The 15,528-nt window shown below is 59.9% G+C and carries 14 protein-coding genes; 6 read left to right on the top strand and 8 right to left on the bottom strand.

The window, feature by feature from the left end; all coding sequences use genetic code 11:
• Positions 1-173 precede the first annotated feature (173 nt).
• Positions 174-1,640 (top strand): oligosaccharide flippase family protein, encoded by a 1,467-nt coding sequence (locus tag NMQ11_RS17580; RefSeq protein WP_255171000.1) that lies wholly within the window; start codon positions 174-176, stop codon positions 1,638-1,640.
• Between the two features lie 44 nt (positions 1,641-1,684).
• Here NMQ11_RS17580 and NMQ11_RS17585 read toward each other — a convergent pair whose 3' ends face one another.
• From NMQ11_RS17585 to NMQ11_RS17595, 3 genes are all read right to left on the bottom strand, one after another.
• Complete coding sequence (locus NMQ11_RS17585; RefSeq protein WP_255171001.1) at positions 1,685-2,779, bottom strand: sugar-transfer associated ATP-grasp domain-containing protein; 1,095 nt, start codon at positions 2,777-2,779, stop codon at positions 1,685-1,687.
• Positions 2,780-2,967: 188 nt separating this feature from the next.
• Positions 2,968-3,282 (bottom strand): hypothetical protein, encoded by a 315-nt coding sequence (locus NMQ11_RS17590; protein ID WP_255171002.1) that lies wholly within the window; start codon positions 3,280-3,282, stop codon positions 2,968-2,970.
• Between the two features lie 107 nt (positions 3,283-3,389).
• Entirely contained in the window at positions 3,390-4,205 is an 816-nt protein-coding gene (locus tag NMQ11_RS17595) for an aldo/keto reductase (protein ID WP_255171003.1), read from the bottom strand.
• A 663-nt stretch (positions 4,206-4,868) separates the two neighbouring features.
• Between NMQ11_RS17595 and NMQ11_RS17600 the strand changes: the two genes are divergently transcribed.
• Both NMQ11_RS17600 and NMQ11_RS17605 read left to right on the top strand, forming a co-directional pair.
• Positions 4,869-5,078 carry a hypothetical protein gene (locus NMQ11_RS17600; RefSeq protein ID WP_255171004.1) on the top strand — a complete coding sequence of 70 codons (210 nt, stop codon included), beginning with the start codon at positions 4,869-4,871 and terminating at the stop codon, positions 5,076-5,078.
• 701 nt (positions 5,079-5,779) lie between these two features.
• On the top strand, positions 5,780-6,739 hold the full coding sequence (locus NMQ11_RS17605) for an MSCRAMM family protein (RefSeq protein ID WP_255171005.1): 960 nt from the start codon (positions 5,780-5,782) through the stop codon (positions 6,737-6,739).
• 29 nt (positions 6,740-6,768) lie between these two features.
• Here NMQ11_RS17605 and NMQ11_RS17610 read toward each other — a convergent pair whose 3' ends face one another.
• On the bottom strand, positions 6,769-7,035 hold the full coding sequence (locus NMQ11_RS17610) for a PRC-barrel domain-containing protein (protein WP_255171006.1): 267 nt from the start codon (positions 7,033-7,035) through the stop codon (positions 6,769-6,771).
• A gap of 240 nt (positions 7,036-7,275) precedes the next feature.
• Here NMQ11_RS17610 and NMQ11_RS20250 point away from each other — a divergent pair, with 240 nt between their 5' ends.
• Positions 7,276-7,689: a universal stress protein gene (locus tag NMQ11_RS20250; RefSeq protein WP_425607724.1), complete on the top strand. Its 414-nt coding sequence runs from the start codon at positions 7,276-7,278 to the stop codon at positions 7,687-7,689.
• On the opposite strand, the gene NMQ11_RS17620 is transcribed toward NMQ11_RS20250, so the two are convergent.
• The 3 genes from NMQ11_RS17620 to NMQ11_RS17630 form a co-directional block, all read right to left on the bottom strand.
• Positions 7,674-9,209, bottom strand: a complete 1,536-nt coding sequence (locus NMQ11_RS17620) for a TrkH family potassium uptake protein (RefSeq protein WP_255171008.1) — start codon at positions 9,207-9,209, stop codon at positions 7,674-7,676. The genes NMQ11_RS20250 and NMQ11_RS17620 overlap by 16 nt on opposite strands.
• On the bottom strand, positions 9,210-10,544 hold the full coding sequence (gene trkA / locus NMQ11_RS17625) for a Trk system potassium transporter TrkA (RefSeq protein ID WP_255171009.1): 1,335 nt from the start codon (positions 10,542-10,544) through the stop codon (positions 9,210-9,212).
• A gap of 63 nt (positions 10,545-10,607) precedes the next feature.
• On the bottom strand, positions 10,608-12,881 hold the full coding sequence (locus NMQ11_RS17630; RefSeq protein ID WP_255171583.1) for an amino acid permease: 2,274 nt from the start codon (positions 12,879-12,881) through the stop codon (positions 10,608-10,610).
• A gap of 196 nt (positions 12,882-13,077) precedes the next feature.
• Here NMQ11_RS17630 and NMQ11_RS17635 point away from each other — a divergent pair, with 196 nt between their 5' ends.
• Both NMQ11_RS17635 and NMQ11_RS17640 read left to right on the top strand, forming a co-directional pair.
• Positions 13,078-13,560 (top strand): universal stress protein, encoded by a 483-nt coding sequence (locus tag NMQ11_RS17635; RefSeq protein ID WP_255171010.1) that lies wholly within the window; start codon positions 13,078-13,080, stop codon positions 13,558-13,560.
• Positions 13,561-13,728: 168 nt separating this feature from the next.
• The gene (locus tag NMQ11_RS17640; protein ID WP_255171011.1) at positions 13,729-14,505 is read left to right on the top strand and encodes an Lrp/AsnC family transcriptional regulator; all 777 of its coding nucleotides are present in this window, start codon (positions 13,729-13,731) and stop codon (positions 14,503-14,505) included.
• 134 nt (positions 14,506-14,639) lie between these two features.
• Here the strand turns inward: NMQ11_RS17640 and NMQ11_RS17645 are convergent, their stop codons facing one another.
• Positions 14,640-15,386 carry a helix-turn-helix domain-containing protein gene (locus NMQ11_RS17645; protein WP_255171012.1) on the bottom strand — a complete coding sequence of 249 codons (747 nt, stop codon included), beginning with the start codon at positions 15,384-15,386 and terminating at the stop codon, positions 14,640-14,642.
• Positions 15,387-15,528: the final 142 nt, after the last annotated feature.

A 15,528-nucleotide genomic window follows, 5' to 3' on the forward strand; every position in this document is an offset into this window, starting at 1 on the left:
GTGGGTCGCACCGGCGAGTTCCTGTTCGTCGAGGGCCGTCATCGACTCTCGATTGCGAAGATTCTCGACCTCGAGTCCGTTCCCGTCCTCATCTCGGTTCGTCACAGACGGTGGGTCGAATCGACCTTCGGAGATCAATAGATACATAGCGCCCTCTCGGCTGGTATCAGTAGATGTCGCTCTCTGAGAAGATCGCGTCGGGATTTCGAGCGGACCTTCTCACTCGAATCGTTCAGGTTCTCGCCGGCGGCCTCTTGACCGTTGCACTCGCGCGATTACTCGGCGCAGACGCCTACGGGCTGTTGTTCTTTGCGATCTCCTTTTTCTCGATGGTCACTCTCTTAGGGAACCTCGGAACCGCCCGATCAGCAGCCCGGTACATCAGCGAATACGAACAGACAGACACCTCCCAGATTCGCCACATCCTTCGCTATGCGGCGTTCATCAATGCGGTTACGATCGGGATCGTCTCGATCGTCCTCGTCGTGTTCCGCTCCGAGATAGCCGTCCTCCTCGATGAGCCAGGCCTCGAGCCGTTTCTTGTCCTCGGTGTCGCGTACGTCGTTTCCGCCGGTATTCTGGGTTTTTCGCGTCGAACACTGCAGGGGTTTCGTCGAATCGAACACAGTGCCCTCACCACGGGTCTCGATGGTATTGCACGGCCGGTTCTCGCGATCGGTGCGGTCCTCTTGGGATTCAACGCCATCGGTGCGTTCGTGGGGTACATCTTGAGTGCAATGCTGGCTGGGATAGTCGGCGTCATCTTGCTGGTTCGCTCTGCGGGACGGTATGAGCTCGCAACGTCCGTCGATCCCGGACTCGGCCGGCGGATTCTCGAGTACTCACTCCCACTCTCGCTTACGACCAGCAGCGACGTGCTCATCAAACACGTCGATACGGTTCTGATCGGCGCGCTCCTGACGCCGTTTGCGGTCAGCCAGTACGTCGTTGGCAAACAGATCATCCACTTCGCTCAGAAACCAGCGGAGTCGCTCGGCTTCACTGTCGCCCCCCGTTTCTCAGAACAGTGTGCCAAAGGGAACCGCGAGAAAGCATCCGAACTGTACGCGACCTCCTTGCGGAACGTGTTTCTCCTGTACATCCCTGCTGCACTCGGATTGATCGCCGTCGCCGGTCCACTGGTGGTAACGGTATTCGGTGCCGAGTACGCCGGCGGTGAAATAGTTGTCCAGCTCCTCGCTATTTATCTCGTCGCTCAGACGGTCACGTTCGTGACCAGCAGCGGGCTCGATTATCTCGGGAAGGCAAAACTGCGCGCGATCGTTAAAGGCGGTGTCGCACTGGTGAACTTCGGGTTGAACCTCCTGTTGATCCCGCGATACGGCGTTGCGGGTGCGGCGGTGGCGACTGCGGGCTCCTATAGCGTCTATGCGGCCCTCAACGTGTTTCTAATGAATCGAGAGCTCTCGATTCCCTGGCAGCGAGTCGCGTTCAACGTCGCTCACATTACGGCGGTGTCGGGTGCGATGTTCGTCGTAATTTTCCCCCTCTCGAGACAGATATCGGGACTCGTCTCACTGATCAGTGTCGTCGCTCTCGGTGTCGGTATCTGGGGTGGGTTGTGCCTTCTCACCGGGCTCGTTGAGCCCGATAATCTCCGTACTGCAGTCGGTCGCTAATACACTAGTCGACCGTGACGCCCCGAAGCCGTCCCACTTCGGTCCTAGATGACCCCGTGATAGTCGAAGAACTCCCGAACACGTGTGTCCGTGAGAAACGGCTCGTGAATCTGCATCATCTCGTGTGTCGGGCGGATGTTTCCCTCGAGTACCGCATAGCCGTCCTCGGTGATGACGATATCCCACCCGACCAGCGGCAGTTGCTGGAGGTGTGCTGCTATCGTCGTAATCTCCTCACGGAGACGGTCCCACCGTGGGATCGATATCCCGGTGATCGGAGCGCCAGTTTCGGGGTGGTCCTCGAGCCATCGAATCCCAGATGCCGTGTTCTGTGCGGCAGTGGTCATCGTTCCGGTTTCGATGTCGACATGGGCTGAAATCCCACCCTTGTCCCAGTTGTCGACCGGTGCTGACGCCGCAACCCCGAACCGATGGATCGCTCGTGCTACGAACGGTTCCTGGGTTGTGACGTCGCGGAGGGTTATCACTCGAATCGTATTCGTCGCGTCCGGGAAGATCGTCTCGGCGTACTCTGCCTGGTCGACGAACTCGTTGACCAGATAGGTCGTCTGCGAGCCAAATTGATCGACCAGTGTAGTCAGTGACAGTTCCCTCCCGTTTACGACTGGGCCGTCGTCCGATCGTTCGAGAACGTACACGTTAGCACCTCCGACACCCGTAACCGGCTTGCACACGAGTCTCTCGTGACGGTGGAGCTGTTCTCGAAGCCAACCGACACAGTCGTCGGTGAGAACCGCTCCCGTTTCCGCTCGAACCGTCCCGTTGTGGATCACGCCATACACCGTCGGAATGGCGTCTTCGTAGCGGTCAGTGAGTATCTGGTGGAACGTGAGCTTGTTCATCGCGATTGCAGCATCCGAACCGGCTAACTGCCCCGGCGAGACCGCCCCCGAAAAATCGGGCAGATACGCGGACAAGTCGTACCGCTCGAGGTCGTAGTCTCGTGTCCGCGTCGAATGGAATCCGTTTCTGATCAGCGAGAGTCGCTGTGTATAGGGAATCCCGGCTGTCGGTTTCTGGCGCTCCCTGTACGCGAACCCCGCGAGCTGGGTGGCGATTACGGTCCACTTCTCGATAACCGACGCCACACGATGGTAGTTCCGTCGTAGTGGATCCATTGACAGTCTCAGTATCGGAAGGCTGATAAACATCACGATTAACTTGTATATTCGTGTGCTAGTAGTTCGCCGGACGAACTCGCGGCCAGTACCCAATTATAGCCGAACCGGAAGTCCGTCGGCTGAGAGGTCTCGCGCGGTGCTGATCGGTAGTTCACACACTGATGATTCATCTACGGGGATGGCGATCACTCGTCGATGCTGATTTTCGTCTCCGTGACCCGTACCGCGTCCGCCTCCGCCCGGCGTTCTCGGTACCAGGTGTCGATCTCTTCGGCGATGATCTCGCCGATCTGCTCGCCGACTCGCCCCACGAGCGGGGAGGCGAACGCGATCACGAGCGTCGCGACGATCGGTTCGGCACCCGTCGTCTCCGCGGCCGGCGCCTCGAGAGTCGCGCGTTCGATCCCCTCGAACTCGGCTTCGAGGCGGTCGCGGAGGTGCTCGAGAAACGCCCGGTCGGGCGCCTCCACGCGAACTCGTTCGACTGCGAGTTCAGTCATGCATCCGTGAACATGCTCGAGACTGATAAGCGCTCACCACTGTGCCGTCACGACCGTTGCGGTCCGACACCGGCGAGCGGCTTCTCGTTCGAACCCGCGTGGCGCCACTACAGCTCGAGCTGCTCTGCGAGGTCGTCCGAAAGGCCTCCCTGCAGGTCGAAGATCTCGCGCATCTCGTCGCTTGAGAGTTCGAAATCGAAGACGTCGAAGTTCTCGCGGATGTGGTCGCCCGAAGACGACATCGGGATCGGTGCGACCAGCGGCTGCTGGAGCAGCCACCTGAGTGCCACCTGCGGGGCGGTTTTGTCGTAGTGGTCGCCGATCTCCTCGAGCGTCTCGTCACCCACGACGTCGCCAATGGCGAGCGGACTGTACGCGGTGAGCACGATGTCCTCCTCGAGACAGAACGCGAGGAGATCTGCCTGTGACTCGTAGGGGTGGTACTTGACCTGATTCGTCAGGATCGGCGCTTCCGAGTGTGCGATCGCCTCCCTGGTCTGGTCGACCGAGAAGTTGCTGACGCCGATGTGCCGGACGGCCTCCTGGCCCTGCAGTTCGTTCATCGCACGCAGGGTCTCCTCGTGGTCGACGGCGTCGTTGGGCGCGTGGATCAACAACAGATCGACGTACTCGGTGCCGAGACGCTCGAGACTCTCCGCCGTCGACTCGAGGACCGCCTCGCGGTTGCGGTTCCCCTCGGCGAGTTTCGTGGTGACGAACAGGTCCTCGCGGTCGACGTCGGCGTCTGCGATCGCGTCGCCGACGGCTTCCTCGCTGCCGTACGTCTGGGCGGTGTCGAGGTGACGGTAGCCGGCCTCGAGAGCCGTTTCGACGGCCCGATACCGTTCGTCGTAGCTATCCATCCGTGCGGTGCCGAAGCCGAGCGCCGGGACGTCCGTTCCATCGACGGTCACGTACTCCATACGCGGGTGTGCCACCGCCGGCACGTAAAAACCGATGGCCGGCACCGGCGTGTCGCTTCCCGCTCGAGTCATCCGGGCCGTCGAAATTGCCCGTCACGGCCGCGGTCGGTACGCTGAACTCGCAGTCGACGGAGACCGCGTTGACCCACCCCACCAGGAACTGTACCGGTTGCGAGACCGTTTATCGGACAGGAGTCCGGGAGTTGACTGCCGGAGAGAGATACCGTCTCGATTTCGTGAGGGGGTGCGTTTCGGGCCGCTACTCGAGTTCATACAACTATTGATTCGACCTATTTCTATAACTGATAACCATCGGTGAGTATGTACGTGACCCGGTCCAACGAGCACGTGCGGCCGGGGTGCCCCTGACGACGAGCCCCCAGCGAGCCTGTCCGGCGCCCTCGTCCCGCCGCCGGACACGTCTCACACCGCGACCGAACCGTGCTCATGGTACGGGGGGAGGGTCGTTTTCACCCCCTGCGACGACGGGACCGGACGGTCAGACCCGAGAGGCGCCATCGATATTATCTGTGTAGATACGTTCATGACCCTCCTCAATCACTTTGGTATCAGAGGGGTAATAAAGAGCGAGTGTGTTCACCCGAACGTTCTTATTCTATATGCTGAAAGTCCTACCAAACTTATACTCATAGAGGTGTTATCATGAAAACAGATCAAAAAATCGTAAAAATTCAGTATCCGTGTTGCGAGGAGGTATTGGCCAACGGGTTCAGCGATATCCGATCGATCGCCGACCCCGAAGTGACGCCACAGGGCATCCTGACGCACACGATCTGTCCACATTGCGGAACGCACCTGGAGGTAATCCTCGAGAAGCCGCCGGCGAGTGCGATCCGACTCGAGGTCGAGTAAGAAGCCGATCGCGTCGCTTTCGGGGTAATAGGGAATGCGTGGGAAAAGGGGTGTGGGGAACCACGACGTGGATCGGTGGTGGTGGTGTCAGTGTCGACCGAGGCTATATGTCACGCGTGCCTCTGATACCCTTTCGGGCACTCGACCTCAGGAGGCGAGTGTATATTGAAGGTGGGTACGCTCTCGACGTGTTGCCGGGACTTCAGGCGAATTGTAACGAGTGTTTGGCGAATTTCGAACCCTTGCACTGGATACTGGTTTCCCGATATCACCGGCTTGTGGGCGTCTACTTCCCGATTGCTATCGTATATACCAGAAATCCAATATGGAGTTTTCCGTTGGCTCTCCTGTGACCGTCTAGAACGTGCGGAATCGAGTGACTCGCCCGTCGAGAGGAGTCAACGGTCCCGCGAACGGGAGGACAACCACCACCTACTTCCGTTCGACTGTGGGTAACGGCACCACGAGTGTAGTCCTCCGGCAGATGTCATTCAGTAACCATCGGTAATGAATGTTACTCTGGAAAAAGAGACTTTGGTAGAACCGCTGACAGGAAGTCGGTCGCGAGACGACTTCTCTGCGAGATCTACAGGTGGACGACCCCCTCCCACCTGGACACCCATCGGTTTTAGTATTGGACCGATGATACGTTCGGGCAGCAAAATGATTTTACTCGTTCTCGTACAACGCCTTGACCTCGCATGGCCTCTCGCCTTCGAACGCTCGGGTTCGCCGTGGTCGTCTGTTGTGTACTCACGGCGGGCTGTGGCGCCCCCGTCGACAACGACACCAACGGATCGGACTCGCCGACCACCGGCGAGTCGACGCTCGTCATCGAGGTCGTCGACGACGCCGACGAACCGGTTCCGGACGTTGCGGTCTCCGGAGCGCAGTCCGACGGCGAGGACAACGAGTCGGCGTTCAGCGGTGAGACCGACGATGACGGACGCTTCTCGGCCGCCGTCGTCGACACGGACTACGAGATCGAACTCACCCACGAGGCGTACGCCCCGGTCCGCTTCGAGTACAGTCACGACGGCGATTCGGCGTTCACCGTCAGTCTCACGCCGCTTGAGGACGCCGGAGAGGTCCGCCTGCGGGTCGTCGATCCCGAGACGGGCGATCCGCTGCACGCCGGTGTCGAGACGAACGCCACCGACGACCACCCCAATACGACCGACGAGGAGGGTGAGATCCTCCTTGAAGGAGTTTCACCGGGCGAGTACGCCGTGACCGCCACCGAACTTCCAGCTCGACCGAACCAGACGAACGAGTCGACCGTATTCACCGTCGAGGAGACTCCGGCGGAGATCGACGTCGCCGGCGTACCGCTTCCGGGCGAGTGCCGGCTCGACGTCGAGATCCGCGACGCCGAGGCCAACGAATCGCTCGGGAACGCAACCGTCGGCGGCAGTCTCGAGCTGTTCAACCACACCGAAACCGCCGCCCTCCCAACCGTCGAGACCGACGACAACGGGAGTGCGACTCTCGAGGCGGTCTGTGGCTGGTGGGACCTCGACGTCGGCGCCGACGGCTACGAGAACGCGACTGAGTCGCTCACCGTCGAGAACGACAGCGACGTGACCGTCGGCCTCGACCCCGACGACAGCTCGAGCGAGAACTCGAGTGCCGACCGTCTGAGCCCGCCGTGGAGGGCGTAACCGACGTCACGTCGTCGTTCAGGCTCTGCTTAGGCGGTGGGGCGGTCCTTCCGTCGACCGATGACGATGTGGTCGCGTATCGAGTCGACTTCGCCGATCGGGATGTGGACGGTCCCCCGGTCGGTTCGTTCGCAGGTGATGGTGTCGGGTATCGCCTCGCGGCGGGACTCGACGACGAGCGCCAGGAGCTCGCCGCTTCGCTGGTCGATCGTCACGTCAGTGAGCGAGCCGATCGTCGTTCCGTCGGTCGTCACTACGGACCTGTCCAGCAACTCGCCGCTCAGCATCTCGTCCATGGCTATCGGACACACGCCCCACACATAAATTTCTACCTCCTAGTGGGGAAAAATACCATCGAAATAGTCTGCTGTCGCAGAATTGCTCCCAGACAACCACGTCCCTCGCTGGGATTGGTGAGTCGTGTGCTGTATGTGATGTCGGCCCACGACTGGAGTCGTGAAGTTCCGCTACCGATGTGTCAATGTGGATGTTGTATACTTGTGGCTAGCGAACGTTAACACATAGCTGACCAGATCCTGGTTCCGTACGACGGATCACCGCCGTCGAAGAACGCGTTAGAATACACCTTCGAAAAGTTCCCCGATGTCGACGTTACTGCCCTCAACGTCGTGCCAGTCCCGGAAGGCTACAGGGAGGTATTTACGGACGTAGACGAGCGGATCCCTGCTGTAAGCGAAGCCGAAGGGACAGGCCGGACGATCCTCGATGAGGCGATGGACCTCTCGGAGGCGCATGATCGTGAGCTGGCTGCCGAAACCGACACTGGAACGCCGGAGCACGTAACTATCGAGCATACTGAAGACTCGGCGCACGACATGATCGTTATCGGAAGCCACGGACGAGGGGGAGTGGCGGTTCCTCGAGTCCGGGAAAGATCGCACCGGCCGTGGAGGTTCGCGCTGGAAGACCTCGCTCAGGACTCCCAGTAGGCGACGGTCAGGAGGACGAGAACGGGGAATATCTCGAGTCGACCGATCCACATGTACAGTACCATCAGGAGTTTCGAACTCGTCGGGAAGTCGCCGTAGCCGCCCATCGGACCGACGACGCCGAACCCCGGGCCGATGTTACCGAGCGTGGCGATCACCGCACTCACGAGGTCGAACGTTCCGATTTCGTAGCCGACCAGCGACGTGTCGATCGCGAGAAGCAGAATACCGACGAAAAACAGCACGAAGTAGAGGATCGTGAAGGCGTAAATACCCCGGACTGCGTCTTCGTCGAGAATTCTTCCGTTCATTCGAACGGGACGAACCGCCTCGGGATGGATCGTCGTGAACACTTCACGGCGAAGCGATTTGAGGATCACAAGCCAGCGGAGGACTTTGATGCCGCCGCCGGTTGACCCCGTGCTGCCGCCGATAAACATCACGAAGAACAACAGCGCTTTCGCAGGAGTCCCCCACGTATCGAAGTCCATGTTCGCGTACCCCGTCGAGTTCGTGAGCGAGACGATCTGGAAGACGGCGTAGCGTGCTGACCGTTCCAGGTTTCCGCCGATCTGGCCCGTTTCTGCGGTCTGTAAACCGGCGTCGAGAAAGAGCATGAGCGTGCCGACGAGAGAGAGCGTCGTCACCGCCCCGAAGTACAGGCGGAACTCGGTATCACCCAGTAGCGTCCACGGATCGCCGGTAAAGAGGTACCACCAGAGGACGAAGTTGACGCCCGCGATGAACATGAACGGGATGATCAGCCACTGGACGGCGGGTGAGAACGCCTCGATGCTCCTGGCTTCCGGTGAGAAGCCGCCGGTCGGGAGCGTGGTAAATCCGTGAGCGAAGGCGTTGTACAGATCCATACCCGGTGCGTAGCCGAGTAGATGCAACCCGTACAGCAACGCGATCAACAGGCCGGTGAACCCGATGTACGCGAGCCAGAGCACGCGCGCCGTCTCGGCGATGTGCGGCGTGAGTTTCGAGACGCCAGGTCCGGGCGTCTCAGCCTCCATCAACTGCGCCCCACCGACGGCCATCTGAGAGAGGATCGCAACGGCGAGGACGATGATTCCCATCCCACCCAGCCACTGGGTCAATTGGCGCCACATCAGAATCGGTCGTGAGTGTGTCTCGAAAGAGATGTCCTCCATCACTGTTGCACCCGTCGTCGTAAACCCGCTCATACTCTCGAAGAGGGCGTTGACCGGGTGTGCAATCGCACCGTTTCCCGCGAGAACGTACGGCAGCGCCCCAAAGAATGCCGCGAGCAGCCAGGTGACCGCGACGACGAAAAACGCTTCTCGAGCACCAGGCGCCGGATCGGGATCGAGTCGGCGGAGGACAAGCCCGGAGCCGGCGGTGAGGACGAGCGAGACGAGAAAGACCCACAGGTCCTCTCCGCCGTACGCCAGCGCAACGACGATGGGAACGACGAACGCGAGCGAGAGCAACACCAGAAGCGTTCCGACGAGACTCAGCCCCGCTCGCCAGTCGACGCGGAGATGGTGTCGCATTCAGATCGCCTCGACCACCGTATCGAGGGCGGTTGCGTCGACGAAGACCACGACATGGTCGCCCGGTTCGACGACGGTCGTCCCACGGGGTGTGACGAGCGAGCCGTCTCGAGAGATCGAGCCGATGACGACGCCGTCCGGCAGGTCCGTCATCGAGTCCATAATCTGCCGTCCCGCGAGCACGCTCTCTTCGTCGATTTCGATCTCGATTACCTCGGCCCGGTCGTGCTCGAGCATCGCGATTTTCTCGGCTCGATCCGCACGGGTAAATCGGATGATCTCTTCGGCGGTTTCCTCCCGGGGGTTGATCGCCACGTCGATCCCGACGGCCTCGAAGAGACCGGTGAACTCGAGGTTCTCGATTACGGCAACCGTTCTGTCGACACCCAGTCGTCGCGCTAACAGCGAAATCAGTAGATTCTGCTCGTCGGCGCCGAGAGTAGCGATGAGAACGTCTGCTTCGTCGATGTGTTCACGCCGGAGGAAGTCGACCTCGGTCGCATCGCTTTCCAGGACCGTCGTCCCGGGTAACGCTTCCGCCGCCTCCCGCGCCCGGTCGGGATCCTGTTCGATCAGCCGTGGCTGGTATCCGTGTTCTTCGAACTCGCGAGCGGCTTGCAGGCCGATCTCGCTGGCACCGACGATCACGATTTCTTCGGTACTCCTGTGGTCCGGTGTGACGATGTCGCTGGCAAGCGCACTGACGGCGTCGGGGCTTCCGATCACAACGATCCGATCGCCGGTCTGAAGGAGTGTATCGCCCTCTGCGACGATCATGTCATCATCTCGGAAAACGCCCGCGAAGGTGAGTGTGTCGTACTGGTCTGCCTCGCGAACGGTCAGTCCACCGATTTTGCTATCCGGTCCGATCTCGAACTCGGCCATGCGGACGAGTCCGCTAGCGAAGATATCGACGTCCTTCGCCGCCGGATGACCGGCCACTCTGAACACCGTCCGCGCGGTCAGCAGATCCGTACAGACCATGAAATCGACACCGAAGGCCCCTTCAGACACCTCCCACGTCTCGAGTAACGTGCGACGTCTGACCCGCGCGATGGTGAACGCATCGCTCATCGCTTTTGCCGCGCCACAGATGACGACGTTCGACTCGTCGCTATCCGTACACGCGATTACGAGGTCCGCCTCGTCGATATCCGCACTCCGCAGTGTTTCGCTTTCGGTCCCGTCGCCGCGAACCGCGAGCACGTCAAAGGAGTACGTGAGTTCTTCGACGGTGTCGTCGTCTTTGTCGATCACGATAACGTCGTGAGACGCCTGTAAGTTCGACGCGATCGACTGACCAACCTTCCCCGCTCCGACGATCACGACGCGCATTGATCCCTCCTGCAGACTGGATGATTGCGACGTATCGGAGAGACGCTTACGTCCATAGCCTGTTCACCGTTCTAACCGCTGTATGACCGCCTGCCGGAACGTCCGTGGTGCCCTGTTCTCTCCGCGTGCCATTATAACCGTTCCATCACTTTCCCGGACGAGCTGTTGTGGAATCGAGCCGTACAGCGTCTGCGCGACGGTACTCGTTCCCGTCGCACCGACACAGATCGTCTCGTACTCGGCGACTTCTTCGACCAGGGTGTCGCGGACGTCATCGGCGACGACGACACGAGGCTCGTATTCGTGCTCCTCGAGATCCGCAGCGATTGCAACCTCGGTGATCACCTCGGTGCCGCGGTCGATCGGGTCGTCGTCAATATCGCCCTTCGACTGGACGTTGAGGAGCGTTAGCGTGCTTTCAGGGAACGCCCGCCGCAATTCCCCGGCCCGACGAGCGGAGACGGGAGCGTGCGGACCACTGCCTGCGAGTGTGACGATGTTCCCCGGGCTTTCGCTCGGCTCTTTGACTAACGTCACCTCACACGGGGCCCGCTCGAGGAGTGGATCTATCGTCGAGCCGAACAGGACGTCTCGTCTTCGTCGCTCGCCGGCCCAGCCGAGCAAGACGTGATCTGCGTCCTCATCTTCGATGGCCGATAACAGTGCGTTCCCCGCGTTCCGTCCGACGATCGCGCGGGTTCGGACCGCCACGTCGAGATCGGTCGCGATAGTGCGCGCGTTCTCGAGGAGTATTCGCTGGTTCTCGACTCGTTCCTCCTCGAATTCGATCTGAGAGGGGGACATCTGTGGGGGCACTTCGATGACGTTGACTGCAACCAGTTCACCCGGCCGGTCGCGGTTTGCAGCACTCGCTGCGGCGTACTTGATAAGCTGACGTTCCGTCCGCGGGTTCGAGACCGGAACGATGACTCGATAGGCGTCGTCGACGGCCGACTCGGCGTCACTCGGCGCGACGGCTTCCCCGATGAGCGTCGTCGAAAGGGCCTTCTCTTTGGCATAGAACGCGTACCAGAGAACGCCAACGACGACGACACCGGCGCCGATCACCTGGACGGTCCAGTCCATCTGGACCATCACTGCGAGACAGGATAGAAAACCCAGAACCGGGACGGCGGGATAGAGTACCGGTGGAATTTCGAAGTCGGGGTCGTACTCGGCCGGCTTCGCCCGTCGGAGGACGACGACGGCCACGTGAACGAGGGCGTACGTGATCAGGAACATGAAACTCGCCACGTCGGCGAGCGTGGCGATGGGCAACGGACTCGCGATGAGGACGAGGATAACGACCCCCGTTGCGACGATCGCTCGATAGGGGGTCCGGTACCGGTCGTGAATCTCGTTGAGCCAGTTCGTCAGGATCCGATCGCGCCCCATCGCGTAATTGACGCGGGCCGCCGAGAGAATCGATGCGTTCGCCGAGGAGACGGTCGCCAGAATCGCGCCCGCGATCATTATCAGCGAGCCCACGACGGAGAGTTCGACGGCGAATCCACCGACTGAAAGCAATCCGAACTGCTCGACTGCCGCAGCGGCCACGTCGGCGACCGGAACCTCCGAGTCAGCCAGTTCCGGAACCGGGAGAATGCCGGTACTCACGAGCATAACCAGCACGTACAGTATCGTTGGCGTGACAACTGCGGCGATCATCGAGAGTGGAAGGTTTCGTCCCGGTCGTTTGATCTCTTCCGCGCTGGTGGCGATCACCTCGAAACCGATGAACGTGACGAACACCGTCCCCGCAGTCGCACCGACAGCACCCCATCCAGCAGGTGCGAACGGATCGAGAAGACCCGGCTCGAGGTTCACTAACCCGACGGCGATAAACACGAAGATCAGCCCGACGAGGAGGATGACGATCACGTTCTGGAGCGATCCCGTCTCTTTGACGCCGCGATAATTGACCGCGACGAGGACGGCGGCCATCGCGAGCCCGGCCAGGATCACGACGAGCGCATCGGACGGCTGGTTCGTGAGATACTGACCGAATCCCAGCATGTAAAAGGCCGTCGCGAACATCAATCCGGCCCACATCCCCCAGCCGACGATCGTCCCGAAGAAACTCCCCAGCGCGTGATTGACGTAATAGTAGCTTCCACCGGCTTTGGGCATCCCCGTCGCGAGTTCTGAGAGCGAGAGCGCGGCGAGCAGCGCGACCAGTCCGCCGATGACGAACGAGATCATACTCGCCGGCCCGGCGCTCTCGGCGACGATCCCCGGAAGCACGAAGATTCCGGCACCGATCATCGTTCCCAGGCCCAGCGTGTACGCCTCGAGAAAGCCCAGATCGCGAGCGAGTTCCGCTCCCTGGTCGCTCATTCTCGACCGACCTCGAGGGACAGAAACCAGGGCGAACGGTCGGAACTCCCACCTGGGGTCCGGTTCATATCGGCCTCGTACCGTCCTCGGATTTATAATCCTACCGGATCGTTTTTTCACATCGCTAATTTCGACCAGCCCAATTTCGTTTCTAGAAATCAGAAAGGTATATCGGTGCGGATACGGAACTCGTCGTATGCCTTCCTCTCACACAGACGACGAGCCGACCGAGGACCGTTCGACCGCGCTTGGATCGGCACAGCGAATCCTCGTCCCGGTTGCAAACGAAACCGATGCAAAGACGACGTGCGAAGCCATCGAACGGTCTTTCAGCACGGACACCTCCCTTCACACCGTCCACGTCATCGAGAAAGGCGGCGGTGCCCCCGACAAAGCACCGCTCGAAGCGCGACAGGAACAGGCGCAAGCGATCTTCGATTTCGTGACCGGGTCCCTCGAGAGCGCGGGCTTCGAGGTGACGACCGAAATTCGATACGGGACGGACGTTATCGACGAAATTCTCGCCGCCGCTGAAGAAACCGCCGCGGATGCGATTGCGTTCGTGCCTCGAGAGGGCAGTCGCCTCACGCGATTCCTCACAGGAAACAAAACCAAGAGCCTCATCGACAGTGATCGAGTCCCGGTTATCGTCCTTCCGAATCCCGATGCACAGCCCTGAGACCACGCAGTCTACAGAAAAAGCATGCCGAGTATCCGGAGCTTGACAGAACGCTCACGACTGATGATGCGGATATGCGCTCGAGCTCTGTCTCAAAAACCACACGCAGTGGATTTTTCGGGGCCGATATTGGCATAGATTCTTATTCCGCCCTCGAGAAGCCACCGTATGGGCGAACAGAACGGCGGGGCCTATCGTCTCGACGAAATCGATCGACGGATCATTTATTCGCTGATGGTCGACGCTCGAAACACGTCGGCTCCTGCAATCGCCGAGGACGTCAGCGTTTCCGGAGCAACAATTCGAAACCGGATCGCTCAGCTAGAAGAACACGGCGTTATCGAAGGCTATCACGCAACGATCGATTTCGAGCACGCCGACGGCTCACTGATGAATCTGTTTCTCTGTCACGCACCGTTCGGCGACGTCGAAGGAGCCGCTCGAAAGATCGGAACGATACCGGGTGTGATCAACGTTCGAGAGCTGATGGGTGGGCGGATGAATCTCCACGTTCTCGCTGTTGGGACGAACACGGCTGATCTGCGTCGAATCGGGAGAGAACTCGAACAGCTGGGCGTCGATATCGAAGACGAGTTCCTCATGCAACAGGAACACGACTTTCCGTACACGCCGTACGGACCGATCGACGGGAGCCGCCGGGAGCCGCTCGCGGACTACATTAGCCTGACCGGCGGCGCGGAGATCATCGAGATGACCGTCCAGGAGCACGCACCGATCGCGGGACTGACCCTCGAAGAGGCCGCCCAGGACGACGTGTTCGACAACCAGACACTGGTCATCTCGATCGAACGCGACGACACGGTGATCACTCCACACGGAGATACCGAAATTCGTCCGAACGACGTCGTCACCGTTTTCTCGCCGAGTGAAGCCGAGAAACCGGCGTTCGAGGGGTTTCACGACTCGGACAATCACCTGAACTGAGACTCTCTCGAGGGTGTATTGCGGAGACTCCTATCCGCACTTTTCGAAAACGAGAACGACGCAGTGGCGCGAAATTCGATGAGAGAACCGAGCACCGCCCACTTTGCGGTATCACCGAAATCGCGAGAGACGATTTACGTATCTTCCTTTCTTTCAACCGAGTAGAGATACTGTCGTCCCTCACACGTAATTCGATACTTTCCTCGATCGACCCGCTCTAAAAGAGAGTGTTCCTCTAATGCGCTCAGTCGGCGATTAACCTCGCCTCTACTATACCCGGTGTTGTATGCGATTATTGCGGGAGTGAGGACGAGGTCAGAAGTAGAGCAGACCTCGAGAATTCGATCGTCTAGCGGGTTCATCCACTCGGCCCGGGATCGGACACGTTCGGGGTCTGCAACCAGGGCACTGAACCAGTGATCGTGCGTCGAATCTCGTCTCACGAGGCGACAAAAGCCGATCAAGATCAGTACCGCACCGAGCATGTGCACCCAGTGAACCGACTGTGGGGCAAAGACCTCACTTAACAACCCGCCGCCGACGAACACGCCCGTGCCTGTCGCAGCGAGCAGAAATGACGAATCGTACTCTTGTAACGGAATCGTCGTCCACCGCTGTAGACTAACGAGTATCCCCAAAATACCAAGCAACGCTATATATTTGCCACCTCCCACTAGTTCAAGGGCCACTGAACCGGGATATACAACTATCAGCACGTGATAAAACGTCATAACCGCCATTGCGATCGCTAACGCACCCATGACGTGGCTTACCGGTGAGTCGCGGAAAACTCGCCACGAGAGGTACGCTGAAAGGCTAGCTCCGCTACCAGCGGCAACCGCAAAGGGGATACTTATCGCGTGGACCGCAGTTCCGCCCATGGAGCATCCACTACGAATCAACACATAATTCTCGTGTTACTTGACGCCAAAACAGATTTTCTAGCTGTGGAGACACACCTCACTAATCGGTGCGGTTCTGTAAGGTGGTTTCAGGGCACACCTCACTAATTGACTTCGGCTC

This window comes from Natrononativus amylolyticus, assembly GCF_024362525.1.
Classification (GTDB): Archaea; Halobacteriota; Halobacteria; order Halobacteriales; family Natrialbaceae; genus Natrononativus; species Natrononativus amylolyticus.